This window comes from Sulfurisphaera javensis (genome assembly GCF_041154675.1).
In the GTDB taxonomy this organism is placed as follows: Archaea; Thermoproteota; Thermoprotei_A; order Sulfolobales; family Sulfolobaceae; genus Sulfurisphaera; species Sulfurisphaera javensis.
In genome coordinates this window covers 2,488,507-2,504,568 of the sequence record NZ_AP031322.1, presented here as the reverse complement: position 1 = coordinate 2,504,568, position 16,062 = coordinate 2,488,507, and the positions used below count along the sequence as shown (strand labels likewise).

General features: G+C 32.6%; 13 protein-coding genes. 5 read left to right on the top strand and 8 right to left on the bottom strand.

Annotation, left to right across the window (positions count from 1 at the left end; genetic code table 11):
• Window positions 1-16 precede the first annotated feature (16 nt).
• Complete coding sequence (locus tag ACAM25_RS13695) at window positions 17-1,828, bottom strand: ABC transporter substrate-binding protein (protein WP_369610253.1); 1,812 nt, start codon at window positions 1,826-1,828, stop codon at window positions 17-19.
• On the opposite strand from ACAM25_RS13695, the gene ACAM25_RS13690 reads away from it, so the two are divergent.
• The 4 genes from ACAM25_RS13690 to ACAM25_RS13675 all read left to right on the top strand — a co-directional run bounded on the left by ACAM25_RS13690 (window position 1,811) and on the right by ACAM25_RS13675 (window position 3,864).
• Window positions 1,811-2,392: a hypothetical protein gene (locus ACAM25_RS13690; RefSeq protein ID WP_369610252.1), complete on the top strand. Its 582-nt coding sequence runs from the start codon at window positions 1,811-1,813 to the stop codon at window positions 2,390-2,392. The two genes, ACAM25_RS13695 and ACAM25_RS13690, sit on opposite strands and share 18 nt — an antisense overlap.
• Window positions 2,373-2,561, top strand: coding sequence for a hypothetical protein (locus ACAM25_RS13685; RefSeq protein ID WP_369610251.1), 189 nt, complete (start codon window positions 2,373-2,375; stop codon window positions 2,559-2,561). The genes ACAM25_RS13690 and ACAM25_RS13685 overlap by 20 nt, the downstream gene beginning before the upstream one ends.
• A 177-nt stretch (window positions 2,562-2,738) precedes the next feature.
• A complete protein-coding gene (locus tag ACAM25_RS13680) occupies window positions 2,739-3,395 on the top strand; it encodes an AAA family ATPase (RefSeq protein ID WP_369610250.1) in 657 nt (218 codons plus the stop codon).
• Between the two features lie 292 nt (window positions 3,396-3,687).
• The gene (locus ACAM25_RS13675; protein ID WP_369610249.1) at window positions 3,688-3,864 is read left to right on the top strand and encodes a hypothetical protein; all 177 of its coding nucleotides are present in this window, start codon (window positions 3,688-3,690) and stop codon (window positions 3,862-3,864) included.
• Between the two features lie 25 nt (window positions 3,865-3,889).
• On the opposite strand, the gene ACAM25_RS13670 is transcribed toward ACAM25_RS13675, so the two are convergent.
• The 7 genes from ACAM25_RS13670 to ACAM25_RS13640 all read right to left on the bottom strand — a co-directional run bounded on the left by ACAM25_RS13670 (window position 3,890) and on the right by ACAM25_RS13640 (window position 12,917).
• Complete coding sequence (locus ACAM25_RS13670; protein ID WP_369610248.1) at window positions 3,890-5,017, bottom strand: VWA domain-containing protein; 1,128 nt, start codon at window positions 5,015-5,017, stop codon at window positions 3,890-3,892.
• Between the two features lie 175 nt (window positions 5,018-5,192).
• The gene (locus ACAM25_RS13665) at window positions 5,193-6,548 is read right to left on the bottom strand and encodes a serine/threonine-protein kinase (protein ID WP_369610247.1); all 1,356 of its coding nucleotides are present in this window, start codon (window positions 6,546-6,548) and stop codon (window positions 5,193-5,195) included.
• Between the two features lie 183 nt (window positions 6,549-6,731).
• Window positions 6,732-8,516 (bottom strand): glycoside hydrolase family 15 protein, encoded by a 1,785-nt coding sequence (locus ACAM25_RS13660; protein WP_369610246.1) that lies wholly within the window; start codon window positions 8,514-8,516, stop codon window positions 6,732-6,734.
• Complete coding sequence (locus ACAM25_RS13655; protein WP_369610245.1) at window positions 8,503-9,606, bottom strand: ABC transporter ATP-binding protein; 1,104 nt, start codon at window positions 9,604-9,606, stop codon at window positions 8,503-8,505. The genes ACAM25_RS13660 and ACAM25_RS13655 overlap by 14 nt, the downstream gene beginning before the upstream one ends.
• Entirely contained in the window at window positions 9,603-10,475 is an 873-nt protein-coding gene (locus ACAM25_RS13650; protein ID WP_369610244.1) for an ABC transporter permease subunit, read from the bottom strand. Before ACAM25_RS13650 ends, ACAM25_RS13655 begins: the two co-directional genes overlap by 4 nt.
• Before the next feature lie 4 nt (window positions 10,476-10,479).
• Complete coding sequence (locus ACAM25_RS13645; protein ID WP_369610243.1) at window positions 10,480-11,361, bottom strand: carbohydrate ABC transporter permease; 882 nt, start codon at window positions 11,359-11,361, stop codon at window positions 10,480-10,482.
• Window positions 11,358-12,917 carry an extracellular solute-binding protein gene (locus tag ACAM25_RS13640; RefSeq protein WP_369610242.1) on the bottom strand — a complete coding sequence of 520 codons (1,560 nt, stop codon included), beginning with the start codon at window positions 12,915-12,917 and terminating at the stop codon, window positions 11,358-11,360. Before ACAM25_RS13640 ends, ACAM25_RS13645 begins: the two co-directional genes overlap by 4 nt.
• A 324-nt stretch (window positions 12,918-13,241) precedes the next feature.
• Between ACAM25_RS13640 and ACAM25_RS13635 the strand changes: the two genes are divergently transcribed.
• Window positions 13,242-15,929 (top strand): glycoside hydrolase family 57 protein, encoded by a 2,688-nt coding sequence (locus tag ACAM25_RS13635; RefSeq protein WP_369610241.1) that lies wholly within the window; start codon window positions 13,242-13,244, stop codon window positions 15,927-15,929.
• Window positions 15,930-16,062: the final 133 nt, after the last annotated feature.

The window sequence follows — 16,062 nt, the reverse complement described above, 5'->3', positions numbered from 1 at the left end:
AGAAGAAAAATTACCTTTATTCTTTCTTTCTACCTAATAAGAATGAAACTGCTATAGCTATTATTATAAATACTGCTCCAATTCCAACTGATTCATATACTGCAGTTGTAGTTGTTACTGTAACACTTGGTACACTTGGTAGTGTTACAGATGTTACTGGAGTAATTGTTGAAACTGCAGTTGTAGTTGTAGTGGTTGTTGTGACTGTTGTTGACGTAGTTGTAGTTGTTACAACAGCAGTCTTTGATATTACATTAAATGAATAGTACTCATAGAAGTAGTGAGTCATTGGTACATATTTAACTCCACCACCAACGCTGTTAGCACTGAAGTTTAACATTACTGGTTCTGTGTATGTTGCATTAATGAACACTACGTAAGTATCTCCGGGAGTTAAGTTTGCTGTATTAATTGTTACCTCATAAGTATTTCCACTAACGTGAGTTATTGGTATTGTCTCTATTGGCTTTGGTGTTTCTCCATATATCCATATTTCAGCAACACCAGTAGCGTTATCAATTGGTACTAATGGTGTTGTTACTGTTGCTTTTCCATTAATGTATGCCGGTGCTCCATAAACTTGAGTAATGTTAAATGTTAATGTGTAAGTATTTCCTTGAGTAATGTTAGCAATGAAGTTAACTAATGGGTCTAATCTGAAGTAACCATTATTTCTTAAGAATATTGATCCAGTACTTGTGTTCCATGAGTATAAGTAGTATGGACCAGAACCAATTACTTGACCATTATGAGATACTGAGTAAATGTCTTCTCCTAACCATTGTGGTGGAATGTTTTCAAATATGTTTGGTGGAACTATGTAGATTCCACTTAATGAGTATATGTTCCATAAGTTACTATCATTGAAGAATATTTCTATTTCGTATGGATTATTTGGAGGTACGTATGAATAAACTAAATTTGGTAAATGATCAAACCATTCAAATGATGGAGCACTTGTTTCAGCAGTGTAGTTTAATATGACCGGTTTACCACAGTAAGTTCCTATATATACTGTATCTTTCGAAGCGTTAAACGGATTGCTTGAATAACCACCCATATCAAAGTACCATATTGTGAAGTTTATAGCTAAGGCTGTTAGTGGTAAACCATTTTGGAAAGTATCATTGTGAACTAAATACATTATTATCTCTTGTCCGTTAACTAATTTGATATTAGTACCGGGTATAGTTTCGTTTAAGTGATCAATAATAGTCCAGTTTGCTACTACCCATGGTAACAATTGTAATGGATTGTAAGGTGGTGATGATAATGGTGTATCATACACTTCTTGTAGTCCATCAAATTCGCATGCAGTTTCTGCAGAATAAACATCATAAGTAGTTGGTGCTGCCGATTCTGGAGCTAAACCCCATGTAAATTTACCTTTAGTAGAATTAGCTACATGGACATTCATTAAGCTAATTCCAGCACTTACAGTTGGAATGTAATTTGCATACCCAGATAAATAAGCGCCAGCTACACTATTACCCCAGCCAGCTATTATTTCTAGTACTGCATATTGTAGATCATATATGGCTTGTTTAGTATACATCTCAGATTGGTTAAGTGTAGAGGGAGTTACATAAGCTTCTGTTAATAATTGATTAATAGTTGTATTTACGAAATCATCATCACTATTAGATGGTGCTAAAGGTCCATCAATGAAATATAGAAAGCCCGGTACTATAGGAGTAACATCCCATCCAAAGGTAATCAATTGATAGTTTCCTGTTATTAAATCTTGTTTTAATGTTGGTGTAAATGGAACTACTTCATATTCAATTGTTAAATTAATTTCCTTAGCTGCTTGAGTAAGGGAAAACAAGAGGTTCAAGTTGTTGATTACCACAGTGTGAATAAGGCTGTAGAAAAACCTGGAATACTTATTATGCTTCAGGGTGTAATGCCTTACACACTTTTTAATGTCGATTACGACACTTTGACTTCTCTTGATAATAACCTTGCAAGGTTTATAAAAGAAGGTGGAATATTTGTTTGGCTAGGTGATGTACCATTCTTTTATAGAGTAAGGTGTATTGAAAATAATGATAAACCAGAAGTCCTAGAGGGACTGTTCAAGGAGAAACACAGCAAATGGCTACCACACTTTGATTTCTTTTCTACTCACTTGAAACCAACAAGAAAAGGAGAAATGTTATGTTACAGAGACATAATATCAACAATCTATGTAGAGAAGAACATGGAAGTAAAATACATTCCTTACAACGTGAATTATCTGAAGTTCTTCAACATAGGAAATGTGTGCTATTTGAATGAAGAAAAGGAAGCTGAACAGACATTACTCGGAGAGACGTTAAACTACAAAGATAGAAAAACCTTAAGACCTTTAAAAAGCGAGTGTGTCTATCTTGCCCATTTCAGAAATTAAGCTTGATTACACTTTATGTAAGGGACTCTATTACTCTTCTTGGGTTAAGAAAATTGGAAAAGGTTACTTTGTTAGATTATTAGATCATCACGTGTATAATGAGGAAACTTTGGAAAATGCAATTCAAACATTGATGAAAATTGAAGAATATGTGAGACCTAATTCTTAAATAGACATTACTTCTTCATTAACTCTCTTAAGAATCATAACTTTGAGAAATTATTAAGTCTTCTATTATCTTAAACTTCCCTCATTACGATTTTCCTGAATAGTTAAATTTATATATTCTTGTCTTATAGGACTAGTCTTGTGAGACTAGTACTGAAAAGAATGCAAAGAGCTGAAAATGATTAATTATTGGACTTTAATTTACGGAAGAAGAAAAACTGGAAAAACTACGCTTTTGAAGAACTGTCTCAAGTACGATTATTACGTTACAATTGCTGATGAACAAGAAGGGCTATTAGAAAATGGTGAAAGAAAGAAGATAGAAGAGATCCTAAAGGACATAAGGGAAGAGCTTAGAAAAGGAAGTTTTGTTATAATTGATGAATTCCAGAGGTTGCCAATGAAGTATTATACTGACTTATCTACTATGCCCAAGGACAGTATACTTGTTTTAGCCGGGTCAAGTTATGGTGTGCTAAACAAAGTCTTTGATTCAAATTCTCACCTTTTAGGTTTCTTTACTCCTAAGGGGATAAGGATAATGAATTACGATACAGTTCTGGCACAATTAGAAGATCCAATACTGTCTGTCCTCTTTAGAGACCCATGGATTATTCCTTTTATAAACTCTTATGATGACTTTGTATCTAGAGTTAAAGAGTTCATACTGATTTCTAAAGGTTTAATAGAAGAAGTATTTAAAGAAGAGGAAAGGCAGTTGACGGAAACGTACTACAGAATTTTACTAAAAGTTGCTGAAGGAGTTTGGAAAAGCTCTGAATTAGCTGGAATACTACAAGTTGAGGGGGTGAAGCAACTGTTTCATCTATGTTAAACAAGCTGAGTAAAATGGGGTTAATTATGAAAGTTAAAAACGACTGGCAAAGAGTACTATTACAAGCATTTATCTCCAGTTTTATCTCTCTCCCTTTATGCGGAATCAAAGTATTTGCTTAGTGAAAGGGATGTTGAGATTGAAGATTTACCAATAGGTTGGAAAGTGCAATTTTCCATAGGTGAAATGATGAGCAAATACTATATAAGGTGAATTTGTTTATTCTCCAAAAGAGGATATTGACATTATAATTAGGAGAAGGAGGAAACCAATAATTGCATTTGAAGTTAAGATGGGTGAAATTACAACTTCAGAGGCTAAAGAGGTTGTGAAGAAATTAAGTAAAGTTGCACCTAAAGTTGGTCTAATAAGCTTAAAGGAGAAACCGCCAGAAATTGCTGATGTCTCTCTTGGTCCTAAAGAGTTAATTAATATAGCTAAAGAGATGAATAAAGATATTGAAATGTAGTTTTCATAGACAAGAGCTTTACAATTTATGATCTCATCTTTTTCGTAACTTCACTCATTATGGTTTTCCTAGTCTGTTCTACATTTCTAGTTGATCCAATACTTTGTTGTAACTTCCTAGTCGTTTCAATTAAGTCAACCCTTTTTGTTTGTTGTGCTATTTGTTGCATTTGATTTAATGTCTTTGTAGCCTCTATTAAGTTTTCTGAATTAACTTGGTCAGCAAGTTTATTCATTAACTCATAATACTGATATTCATTATTAATCTCATTATTAATACCACTAAGAAACATTTGGGTATCAGTTGCTGGATAAACTTGAGCTTGTAATGTAATATTCTTTTTTAAGTTATCTAAAGGATTTACATAACTAATCGTTACTACTAATGCATTTCCGTTAAATCTTGCTGGAATTGTAGTTTCACCGTAAATTGTCACTGTTTTATCTATTGCATTTAATATTACTGGTGGTCCGGGATAATTTAATAACCTTATTGATGATGGTGCATCAATGTCTATTACGACATCCTTTGCCCCTATTTTAGTTACAGCTGCTTGAGGAAGTGAATTTATAATCTCCTTAGGATCTTGAATGTGAATGAAAATACCGCCAGTTTTATCAGCTATAATTTTCAAAAATCTTTCCTCATAATCATAGCCAATGCCATAAGCTATGACTTTGAATTCTCTTGGAAAGTCTAACATTTCATAAGCTTGAATATCTTTTCTATCTGTAGGGCGTCCATCAGTTAGTAATATGAAATATCCCGGCACATTATACTTTTTAGCAATTTGTACTGCAGTAGTTAATGCTGTATGAAATGCTGTGTATCCTTTAGCATAAATTCTTTGTATATTTTCAATAACTAAATCCTTTCTTTCCTCAAACTCAAATAAAGTATTTACATAAGAAGAAAATGTAATTAACGTAACTTTGTTTCCTTGAGGTATTCTATTTAATAATTCAATTGCACCTCTTTTTGCTGTTTCGATTTTTTCTCCTCTCATTGAACCAGAAGTGTCAAGTAAAATTATGTAATGAAAGCCTGAGGCTACAGATAGCATTTCTGGAACTACTGTTAATTTGAATGTCCCCCTTATAGGTGAATTAAAAGAATATTTATGACTAAATTCTAGTCTAGCGGATATAGTCATCAAACCACCCGCAGAAGTGTGAAATTTAGTAGTTGCGAACTTTTACGAACATTACATTCCCATAACATTGTTAGAATATTCTGATAAGGGAATAAATATTTTTAATTCAAAAATTGAGCTCTTTTGGTTCGTGATGAATAAAATTTCTATGATCTTGTTAATGTTCCAATGCAATCTAAGAAAGCCCATATGCGATTTCCCTTGCTGTAGGCCTATATTGTGGATATGGATTTATTGATCTCAGAATTATTTGTTGTAAATCTGGTGGTGTATTTGAAGGTAACATTGGCCTCCATGTTGCTAATACTTGCTTAGCTTGATTTACGAAACTAATCGCATCATTAATATTACCATTAACAAATGAATCAAAGGCTTGATCTAAATATACTATAGCTGGGTTATCACGGCGTAATGTTAGTAAAACATATGCTGTTATTCCTAAAGCAAATATATCCATTTTAGGATCAGCACCTCTGCCAAAAATTACTGCCTCTATTTGGTCTGGAGGACAATAAGCAGTTGTTGCTTGCTCTATTCTTCCTCCTATTCTTACTGCTGAACCTAAATCACCAAGCTTAACAATCTTATCAATGTTATTATAAACTTCATAACCGGAATAACCGGGATTTCTTAGAAGGAAAATGTTTTGAGGTTTAATGTCCAAATGCACATATCCTTGCGAATGTAAATAATCTAAGGCAAAAGCTACTTGCTTTATTATCTTCTTTACAATTAGTGGCCAATAATTTGAGTATACAATGTTTCTATCATTTAATAATTTGTCCACACTTCCCCCTTCCATAAATTCCATAACTATTGCTGGTGGATTCTTAAAATAAGCCATTGAATCGCCCTTAAGGGCTTGTCTTATTATATTTGAATCAACATAAATTCCATATATCCTTACAAAGTTTGGATTTTGAGACAATCTCTTTAAATTCTCACTTTCGTTAAATAATTGATCAAAACCGCTTGTAGCAATCATTGTTACAGTACCGCTTTGTGGTGGAGTTATTGAAAGAACTTTCATTGCATAATAAGTTCCACCTAAAGAAACCTTTAAGACATAACCATTTCCACCTGTTCCAATAACTGATTCGACTTTATATCCGTGAATTTCATTACCTACCCATACGTTAGGATCCCAATTAGATATTGGTGGTACTGACGGAGAAGGCGATTTAGGAGGAGGTGGTGGAGAGTATTGTTTCTTAGGTTTACTATATTTTGGTGACCTATAATGCTTTCTTTTGTGTCTGTGTGGTCTATAATGCTTTCTTTTGAATGATATTCGTTGAGTATAATATGGAATAGGGTTTAGTGTGTATACTTTCCGTCTTTTTTTTTTAAGTGAAGAAATAATCAAAATGCCTATAATTTCTGATAATATAAGAAGAATAAAGTATACACCAAAGTTAAATATAAAAATGCCCCCAGCAAGTAAAATTAAGCCTAAGATAGGATATATTAAAAATGTAAATATAAGGAAAATAATTAAAATATCTTTAAATACCCTTTTTGATTCATGCATATTTTATCTCGCATAATAAACTTCACTTACGCCTAATTTAAATTTACGTCTTAATATAATATTGCCTTATCATAATAATAAGCTAAACACTATGGCTCAATTATTTGAAATCCGATGCACTTTAACTGAACTTATCTAATATTGAACAACATAAAATTACAATTATCTCATAAAGAACAATAGTTAGTTATAATTTAAAGCTACTATAATAAACATTGCAGATGACCAAGTCAAGGGCGAAGTTGTTGGTAATGGATATGATGGAGACACTGGGTTAACTGCCTCTGGTAATAATCCGTGTTGAGAATGTTGATAAGCCCAGTTCATTAAGTTTAATGCTTGACTATAATTCCCTAGTTTCTCAAAATATAATGCCTCAAAAAGTGTTGTAATAATCCATGGTGGGTTTGGTCCAGTACTGTCATACAAATATTCGTCATAATGATAATCATCTCCATAAAACCTTGCTAAACCACCATTTATAGTAAGCTTTGATTTAACGGTTTCAAAATTTGTTAAAGAATAGTTTGAAGTTACCGGTAAATAACCTAAATCTAGGGGTAATAATGTTGCTGAATCTATTGAAGGGGGTTCTGGTGATAAGACAGTTTCACTCTTCCCATTTTCAAAAATTACTGAAGTACCTAAGGCTGAGGCAAAATAACTTCCTTGCCAGAAGTTACTAATTATACTTTGATTTAGCATTTCCTCGTACTTTTCAATTACAGTGTAATTCTCAAAACCAAGAGCTTTGTAAATTTTCACAGCATAATATAAACCGAGATCGTTAAATGCCTCAGTCCAAAAGTGATAAGCATCTCTATCTTCCCAAACGCTTAAATCTTGTGGTAAAAGATGATAAGGAGAAGAGTTTATCTCTTTTATTTGATATTCAACAATTTTCTCTAATGTTGGAAATACACTTCTCAAGAAAGATACATTACCAGTTAAGTTATAATAAGAGTAAATACCAATTTCAAATAATCCAATACCATCAAGTTCTGGTATTCCAAAAGTTGTATCTGGATTACCGTTGTAAAAATTATACCTAGTGTAAAAAACTCCTGGATAAAGTTCTTCAGCCTTACTTAGCCATAGCCAATACTTTAATGCTGAATGATAATGGCCAGAATATTGTAAAGCTAAGGCTGAAAATGCTGAATCCCTAACCCATGAATATAAATAGATTGGAGATGGAGAGGCTGAAAATGTTCCTAAATAAGGATTTTGATCATCTTTGACAATCAAAAGGGATAAATAGTACTCCTTCTTAAGGTTACTCGGCAGATTCGTTGATTTAGATTTATCTAACCACTTAGTAACTTCCATCTTGTTAAGTTTTATTAAAGCTAATATGCTACTGTTTGGTTTTTCTAACACGCTAACCTCAATAAACCACTTACCTTTTCCTAAAGGAAATGTACCATTTGTAAGTATATAAATTGGCAAAGTTTCATTAATGACGAAAAGAGAAGAAGAAATTCTCATGCTAGTTGGTTTAATTGTAACTGCAGTAGTTGAGTTTAAGCTGAAAAGGATTAGAAAATATGGTGTGTAAGGAGGTTCAAGTATAGTAATGTTTCCTTTATTAGTTTCCAGAATAATACAGTTATTTAAATTTAGATAAGCTAAAGAAGTATTAGCGTTAACACTTAAGGTAAAGTTTAATAAACCATAAGGACCAACATAAAGGTTTGTTATTGTTGGTGGCAAATTTGGTAAGTTATTTAACAATGCGTTTGGTTCTGGTATTCCAGTTGATATCCAAATTGATTCATTTACCCAATTGTTTAATAACAAATAGGAAGGTGAGTCATATATTACGAGATTATGAACTACAAAGTAATTGGGAAAGGTGAATGTAGTTTTCTCGATACTACTTTTCTTTGTTGAAGGAAAGAAAGAAATTGCTAAAATAAGAAAAAGAATAGCGATAACCACGATTATTATACTTCTACTTTTTACCATTCCCTATACCCGTAAGTAAAAGTAAGTTTCTCTCACTCTTAGGATCAAACAATACTATCTTATTCACATTAACATCTAACTTAACCTTTTCATTTCTCTCTTTCCTTATAAACGATTTCTCAAACACTCTTACGGTTTCATCACCTATCTTGACATGAAGGATAGTGTAAGGTCCTAAATCCTCAACCATTGCAACTTCTCCCTCTAAAACTCCTTTATCAGATATGAATAAGTCCTCTGGTCTAATTCCAATTAAAACATCTTGCCCGTCCTTAACTATTCCTTTAAACCTTTCTGGTAAAGGAATCCTATAATCGTAAATGATTATACTATCACCATTAACACTTCCCTTTATAACATTCATTGGTGGATTGCCTAAAAACTTACCAACCCAAGCGTTATTTGGATTATTATAAATTTCCTTTGGATCACCATAAGCTTGGATTATACCATCATGAAGTATTGCTAATTTTGATGCTAAGCTTAATGCCTCCACTTGATCGTGAGTAACGTAAATAATTGTTGACTTTAGTTCCCTTTGTAACTGTTTTAACTCTTCTCTAGCTAGAACTCTTACTTGTGCATCTAAATTAGATAATGGCTCATCCATTAATATAATGTCAGCCCCCTTAACTAATGCCCTAGCAATAGCAACTCTTTGCATTTGCCCACCACTTAATTGTGAAGGTTTTCTGTCAAGTAAATCGTCAATTCTTAACATTTTAGCAACTTCAACTACTCTCTTCTTTATTTCCTCTTTAGGAGTGTGTGAAACTTTTAACGGAAAAGCTATGTTATCAAAGACTGACATAAATGGATATAATGCATAATTTTGAGGAACCATGGCAACGTTTCTATCTTTAGGAGGAACATCATCAACAATTTTCCCTCTAAGATATACATGCCCTTTATCTTGCTTTAATAATCCAGATATTATTTTCAAAATTGTTGTTTTTCCTTCTCCAGACGGCCCAAGAATTACTACAAACTCTCCTTTCTCTATATCTAGATTTACTCCTTTTAATACTTCTGTCACTTTGTTTTTATTCTTATACCATTTCCAAACATCCTCGAGCTTAACATAACTCATTGTTTCACCCCAGCTAAATTACTATAAGCTCTAGTCATCATTTTTTGTGAAACTATAAATAAAGCTGTTAAAGGAATTCCCATTAAAACTGCCCCAGCTGCAAAAATGTTATATGCTGGAGCACTTGCTGGATTTAATAAACCAGCTAAGTAATATAAGCCAATAGTTGCAGTCCATTCCTTTACATTTGGTAATAAGAAAGCATAAGCTAAGGCAAAATCAAGATAAGCTCCAGAAAACCCTAATATTGCTGTTAATACAACAACTGGTAAAGCTAATCTCATTACAATTCTTAAGAATGCACCAAAACGTGATAAGCCATCAATCATAGCAATTTCCTCATAAGATGATGGAATTGAGTCAATACTAAGTTTTGCTATAAATGCTGCGAAAATTGATGTACCCGGTGTGTAAGCTAAAATTAAACCTATATAATTAAGTAAATGAAGTTTTGCAAAAAGTAAGTATAAAGGTACTGCTGTTGCTGTGTAAGGGAAGAATGTCACGATGTAAATGAAGATTGCTAAGATCTTCTTTGCTGGAATATCAAGTCTTGATAATGCATAACCAGTAATTAAGGCTAAGAAGACCGAGATTATTGCTGTTGAGGAAGCTAAAATTAAGCTATTCCTAACCCACAATGGGAAATTACCACCATAAAGATTTGCTGAAAGTAACTCTTTATAAGCTGTCAAGTGCAAATGCTTTGGAAATAGATCAGAAATTGAAAGTGAAATTAAATTAGGTGCATTGCTAAATGAAGTCATGAAAACATAATATAGAGGGAAAATTGAAAAAATTGCCATTATAATTAATATAAAGTAAGAAATAAGGAGCCTAATAATTTTAAATAAAGTGTATTTGTTCATTCTCTCACCCAGCTATATTATCTAAAATATGAGTATACTTAATTACAATTATAGCTAAAATGATGATTATAAGTGTTGAAATGTTTGACCAAGCTGCTGCTAAGGCAAAATTATTGTAATCAAATGCCTCTTCATAAGCATAAACTATGAAAGTTTCAGTAGAAATTCCCGGCCCTCCACCAGTTAAAACGAAAATTGGATAGAAATTGTTCCATGTAAATACAAAGCTAGTTATAAACACAAAGGCAATAGTTCTTTTAAGCGATGGTAAAGTTATTCTGAAGAATTTTTGAAAAGTACTAGCTCCATCAAGCTCAGCAATCTCATATAATTCTCTTGGAATGCTTTGTAAAGCTGAATAAAATACTGTCATAAAATAAGGAAATGATAACCAATCGTTAGTAACTATTAATTCAATCCAAGCATCCTTTGTTGAAGTAAGAGAGTTAACTGGAGGCAAATGTAAAAGGGGAAGTATTAATCTATTCATCATTCCATAAGGGTCAACCCATAATCCTTGCCATATAAGTAATGAGATAAATCCAGGAAAAGCCCATGGCAAAATTAATATTGCGTAAAATATTGACTTTCCCTTTAAGTCTCTTTGATTAAGTATTAAAGCTAAGAAGAATCCTAAAGCCATCATAGTAATTAAGCTCCCCAAAGTCCAGATTAGTGTGTTAATTAGCAAAGTGTTAAAATATCCGTATTTGAAGATGAGAATGTAATTTTCAATGCCTATAAAACTGTACTTGAAGAAGTGAAATAAACTTAAGTTTGTAAATGAAATGTAAACTGAATAAACTAGAGGAAACACGAATAGAATAACTGTTACAACAAGAATTGGTAAAATATAAAAGAAAGAAAAAAGCTTGTCTTTTCTCAAATTTTCCACCTCCTATCTATAACAAGTGGAGATAGAATAGCACTTAAAATTAAAACATAAGTTGATAATGTTGGTAATGGTGGTGGAGGTAAGTTTATGCTACTAAGTAACCCGTTTTGAACTAAAGCTTGTACAAATGCTTGCTCCATTCCTTGTGCTGCTTGTTGAGCAGAGATTTTGCCTGCAAAGAACTCGCTAGCATACTCATGGAATGAGTTCCAATAATATGCCATTTGAGGAATATTGGGGAACTTTTGACCATATTTAGCTTGCTCTAAAATACCTTTCATGATAGAGTTTAAGTACGAAGGCTTTAATTCACCAGCATTTAATTCAGCAATTGCTGTATTGTATGCTTGAGCATTTGCTGGTATATCATGGGCAATATTCCATAACCTCAAGTCAGATTGATAATTGGTAACATAGAGAATGAAGATTAATGCAGCTTTAATTTGCAAAGGTGAAGCACCACTAGCTTGTGGAGAAGCAATTAACCAACCAGTAGATCCAATGAACGGTTCTGCTCTTAAACCAGTTTGACTAACAACTGGTAATGGTGCAGCTCCTAAGTTAGGTCCTAAAGCTTGTAAATACGCATCTAAATCCCAAGGTCCATCAAATATTATCGCCGTCTTATTTGCAATGAATAATTGCCCTTCAACTCCTCCCGCACCAGTAGATGGGGCTAAATAATTCACCTTATATACATAAGTTAAATTATACCAGAATTGCAAAGCTTCAACCATTGCAGTAGTATTTAGATCTGGATAAACTTGACCATTCATAGTTGTAAATATTTGTCCATCATATCCAGCAAACCAGGCTGCAAATCTATAACCATACTCATCACTTGCACCGTAAGCTATTCCCCAAATGTGATAAGTAGAGTTTACTTGTTCAGCAATTTGTATTAATTGTTGAGTTGTATTTGGTGGATATGGAACAAACTTCTTGTTGTAAAACATAACTATATAGTTTATATCATCTGGTAAACCATATAATGAACCATTTAACTCCCAATCATGGATTGCTGTTGGTAGATATAATGATGTAATGCTTGGCGGTAAATATTGAGATAAGTTTAAAACTAATCCAGAAGCAAATAATGCTCCACCAGAATCACTTGTATCTCTATAAACAATAGGAGCTTGATCAGCTTTAGCAGCAGTTTCGAACTGTGAGGTTCCTACACCAACACCATATGTTACCTCAACATGTATCCATGGGAATTCTTTTTCGAATTGAGCTAAAGTTTGATTGAAAGCTTGATTTTCTGAAGTACTGTAACTATCCCATACAGTAATTGTTACTGGTGTTGAAGGTGGTGAGGTTAATCCAACTAATTCCATTAAATCTTGTGGATTAGAAGTGTTTAGTGGAACTGAAGTAGTAGTTGTTGTAATAGTAGAAGGAACAGTTGTTGTTACTGTAGTTTTTGAAGGATGGCTTGTTAAAAAGTATACAGCGGCTATTGCAACTATTATTATAACGATAGCAATTATGCCAATAGCAATTTTAGAAAGAGCTCTTTTCTCTTTTTTATTTTTTGAGTTCATTTTAAAAACACCTTTCTACATTATTTGTCAATCCTCAAATATAAAAATTTAAAGTATACAAAATAAGAGAGTAATCTACTTCTTAAAAACTTTTAAGCATACAAAAATGAAACATTTCGTAATGTAAAATCATATATTAACCTTACATTTCTCTCTTAAAAAAAGTATCTAAACTAATACTTAACATTACTTTTCCAAAAATTTAAAGTAAGTTTTTATATTCAGCTAAAAATATTGCAAATTTTTAAATCTCATAGAAGGGACTTGTTTAAATATGATGTGAAAGTGAAAAATACTTTAATACCATAAGAAATAGAAACTGTTATGATAAGAAAAATTTCCTATTTCGTCATGATATTATTACTTCTACAAATATTGCTATCATTTCCTTTGTTAAAAGCTCAATCTCAAATAAACGTTAATTTCACAGTAACAAGTAATGGTTTAGTAACAATATTTTTAGCTGGATTACCAGAAAATAATACAATTACATTGCATTATGGTATAGAAAATGGACCACAACAAGCATGGATTGAAATTTTTAATAAAGAAATGGTCTGGAACGGAGAAAATTTTTCAGCAACTATAGGACCTTTTAAGAATGGAACGTGGATCGCTTGGGTATTTTATGATAATACAACTGGACAATGGATAAATTACCAAAATCATCCATTTTGGAATTGGAATTTAGAAGTTAATCCACCTAATGTTGGGTATACTTATGCTACAGTACTTCAAAACGGAAGTATACTAATAACAATGATTGGTAGAGCTCCAGACGAAATAGACATTCATTACGGTTTAACAACTGGACCACAAACCGGTTTACCATGGAGTAACATAACAGATGAATTAATGAGCTATAACCCTCTCTGGGGAAACTATACTATTATGATTGGACCATTTAAACCGGGACAATGGGTACAATGGGTTTATCACGATTTAACCTTAAATCAATGGATTCATAACGTATCTGGAACAAACTTTGCAATACAAGATGTATATTCGCCAATAATATTTCTTAACGCAACTTATAACAAGTATGTTTATGTAGAAGGGCAGAATGCAATCATTTCAATCCTTATAAATAACCTTTATGGGCAAACTGTAAGTTCAACTTTCTCACTTTCCATTCAAGGAGTAAACTACAATTATCAAGAAACCTTATCCCCTGGTTATAATGAGGTAAACTTAACGTTAAACACACAGAATATTCCTCAAGGAATTTACTATCCAGTTCTTTTTATTTATGTAAATAGTTCATTACAAAGAGAAGTTACATTACCAGCACTTTACATCTTAAACGTAACTGGTAAGAAACCATTAAGTTTAGTAATTGTGTGGAATATGCATCAGCCACTTTATATTGCACCTAACGGAACTTGGGAACAGCCATGGGTATTTTTACATACTGGCCAAGATTTTGTCTGGAATGGAAGCCTTGTAGGAGCTTACGAGTTACAAGCACTCTTTATAAATGAGTTTAATGTGAGTGTAACAATAGACTTTACACCAGTCTTACTCTATCAATGGGAAACTATTTTACATGAAAAGAATTACACATTTACATCAAACTTTGGATTAAACGTTACTCATGATGTTGAGGCTGTAAACTTTACTTTAAATCTATATAAGAAATTAGTTGAAGAAGGAAAAGTAGAAGTATTAACAGTACCATTTTACCATCCATTACAGCCTCTTTTATTAAGTGACGGATATTGGAGTGATGTTGTTTCCCAAGTACTTATGGGAGAAAACATGACTTACCAAGTATTTGGAGTTAAAGCTAATGGAACTTGGACTCCAGAAATGGCATTTTGTATGGGACTTGTTGGAATTTATAACGAATCCAATATATCATTCACAATTCTTGATGAACAAGCATTCTTACCTTATGCAACATTAGTAAAGGGCACAATAAATCCAGACGAACCTTTCATTGTTGAAAATAACTTAGGGCAAACAATTCTCGTATTATTTAGAAACACTACATTATCAAATGAATTTGGTTTCTTATTATTTAGTCAATCCCCCCAGTTAACTGCAAGAGAATTAATACAACAATTGGCTGAAATTTACATGTATAATCCTGGAGGAATAGTTACAGTAGCTTTAGATGGAGAAAATCCACTTATTTTCAACCCAACTACTGGTCCCGAAGACCTTTATGCAATATATAAAACCCTATCAGAATATCAAGGCCAATGGCTTATAACACAAACAGCAAGCCAAGCACTATTAACACATAAACCAACTGCAGTAATTACTAACTTACCAGTAAGTTCGTGGGATTTAAATCTAGATTACTGGAATAATGGTTATCCCGGAAAAATTGAGATATGGCAAAACTTGTCTGTTGCTAGAGAATACTTAATTGCTTATACAATTGCATTAGGAGCAAACATCTCTCCAGTAGTATACTTACCATTTGACAAAACTCCTAACTCAACTAATTTACTAGACACTTTATGGAATTACTTATATGTTGCTGAAGGTAGCGATTGGACATGGCAAACTGGACCACCTGCTAATGGTCCAATATGGTTTAAAGAACAGGCTCTCCTCTATACTTCAACAATAGTATCAATAATTAAACATCAATTTTCCCTAATTAAATTAGAAGAAGCAAAATTAGATGGAGGTAATCTTAAGCTTGAAATAAACAATGAAAACAACAACACATTCTACCTAGTTTTAGTAATTAATTATGGTAATACTCATATTGCAACACCTGTAACTTTATATCCTGGAATGAACAAAATCAAAGTTAAGCTATCTACAAGTAAACCGATATCAATGAATTCAGTAATCGAGATCTCGCTTTATTCACCAGTCAAAGAATGGGAAGTAGGATTAACATTAATTCCATTATCTCAATACGGATTTCTTGTACAGTCGTATAACGTAACAGTAGGAATCTCATCAGACTCTCAACAACAGCCATTATTTATCTTAGCTAGTATAATACTCTTACCAATACTGGCAATAATTATTATAAAGAGATATTTGTGATAAGTATAGTGACATTAGTTAGACATAGATTGCTCCTATAAGTTAGCCTTTTTTCTTTTAGCTAGAATGATAGACTTTCATTTTGTCTTCATAAAGAGATTATAAAACGTCTTTAGTTTGCACCTTAGTTACT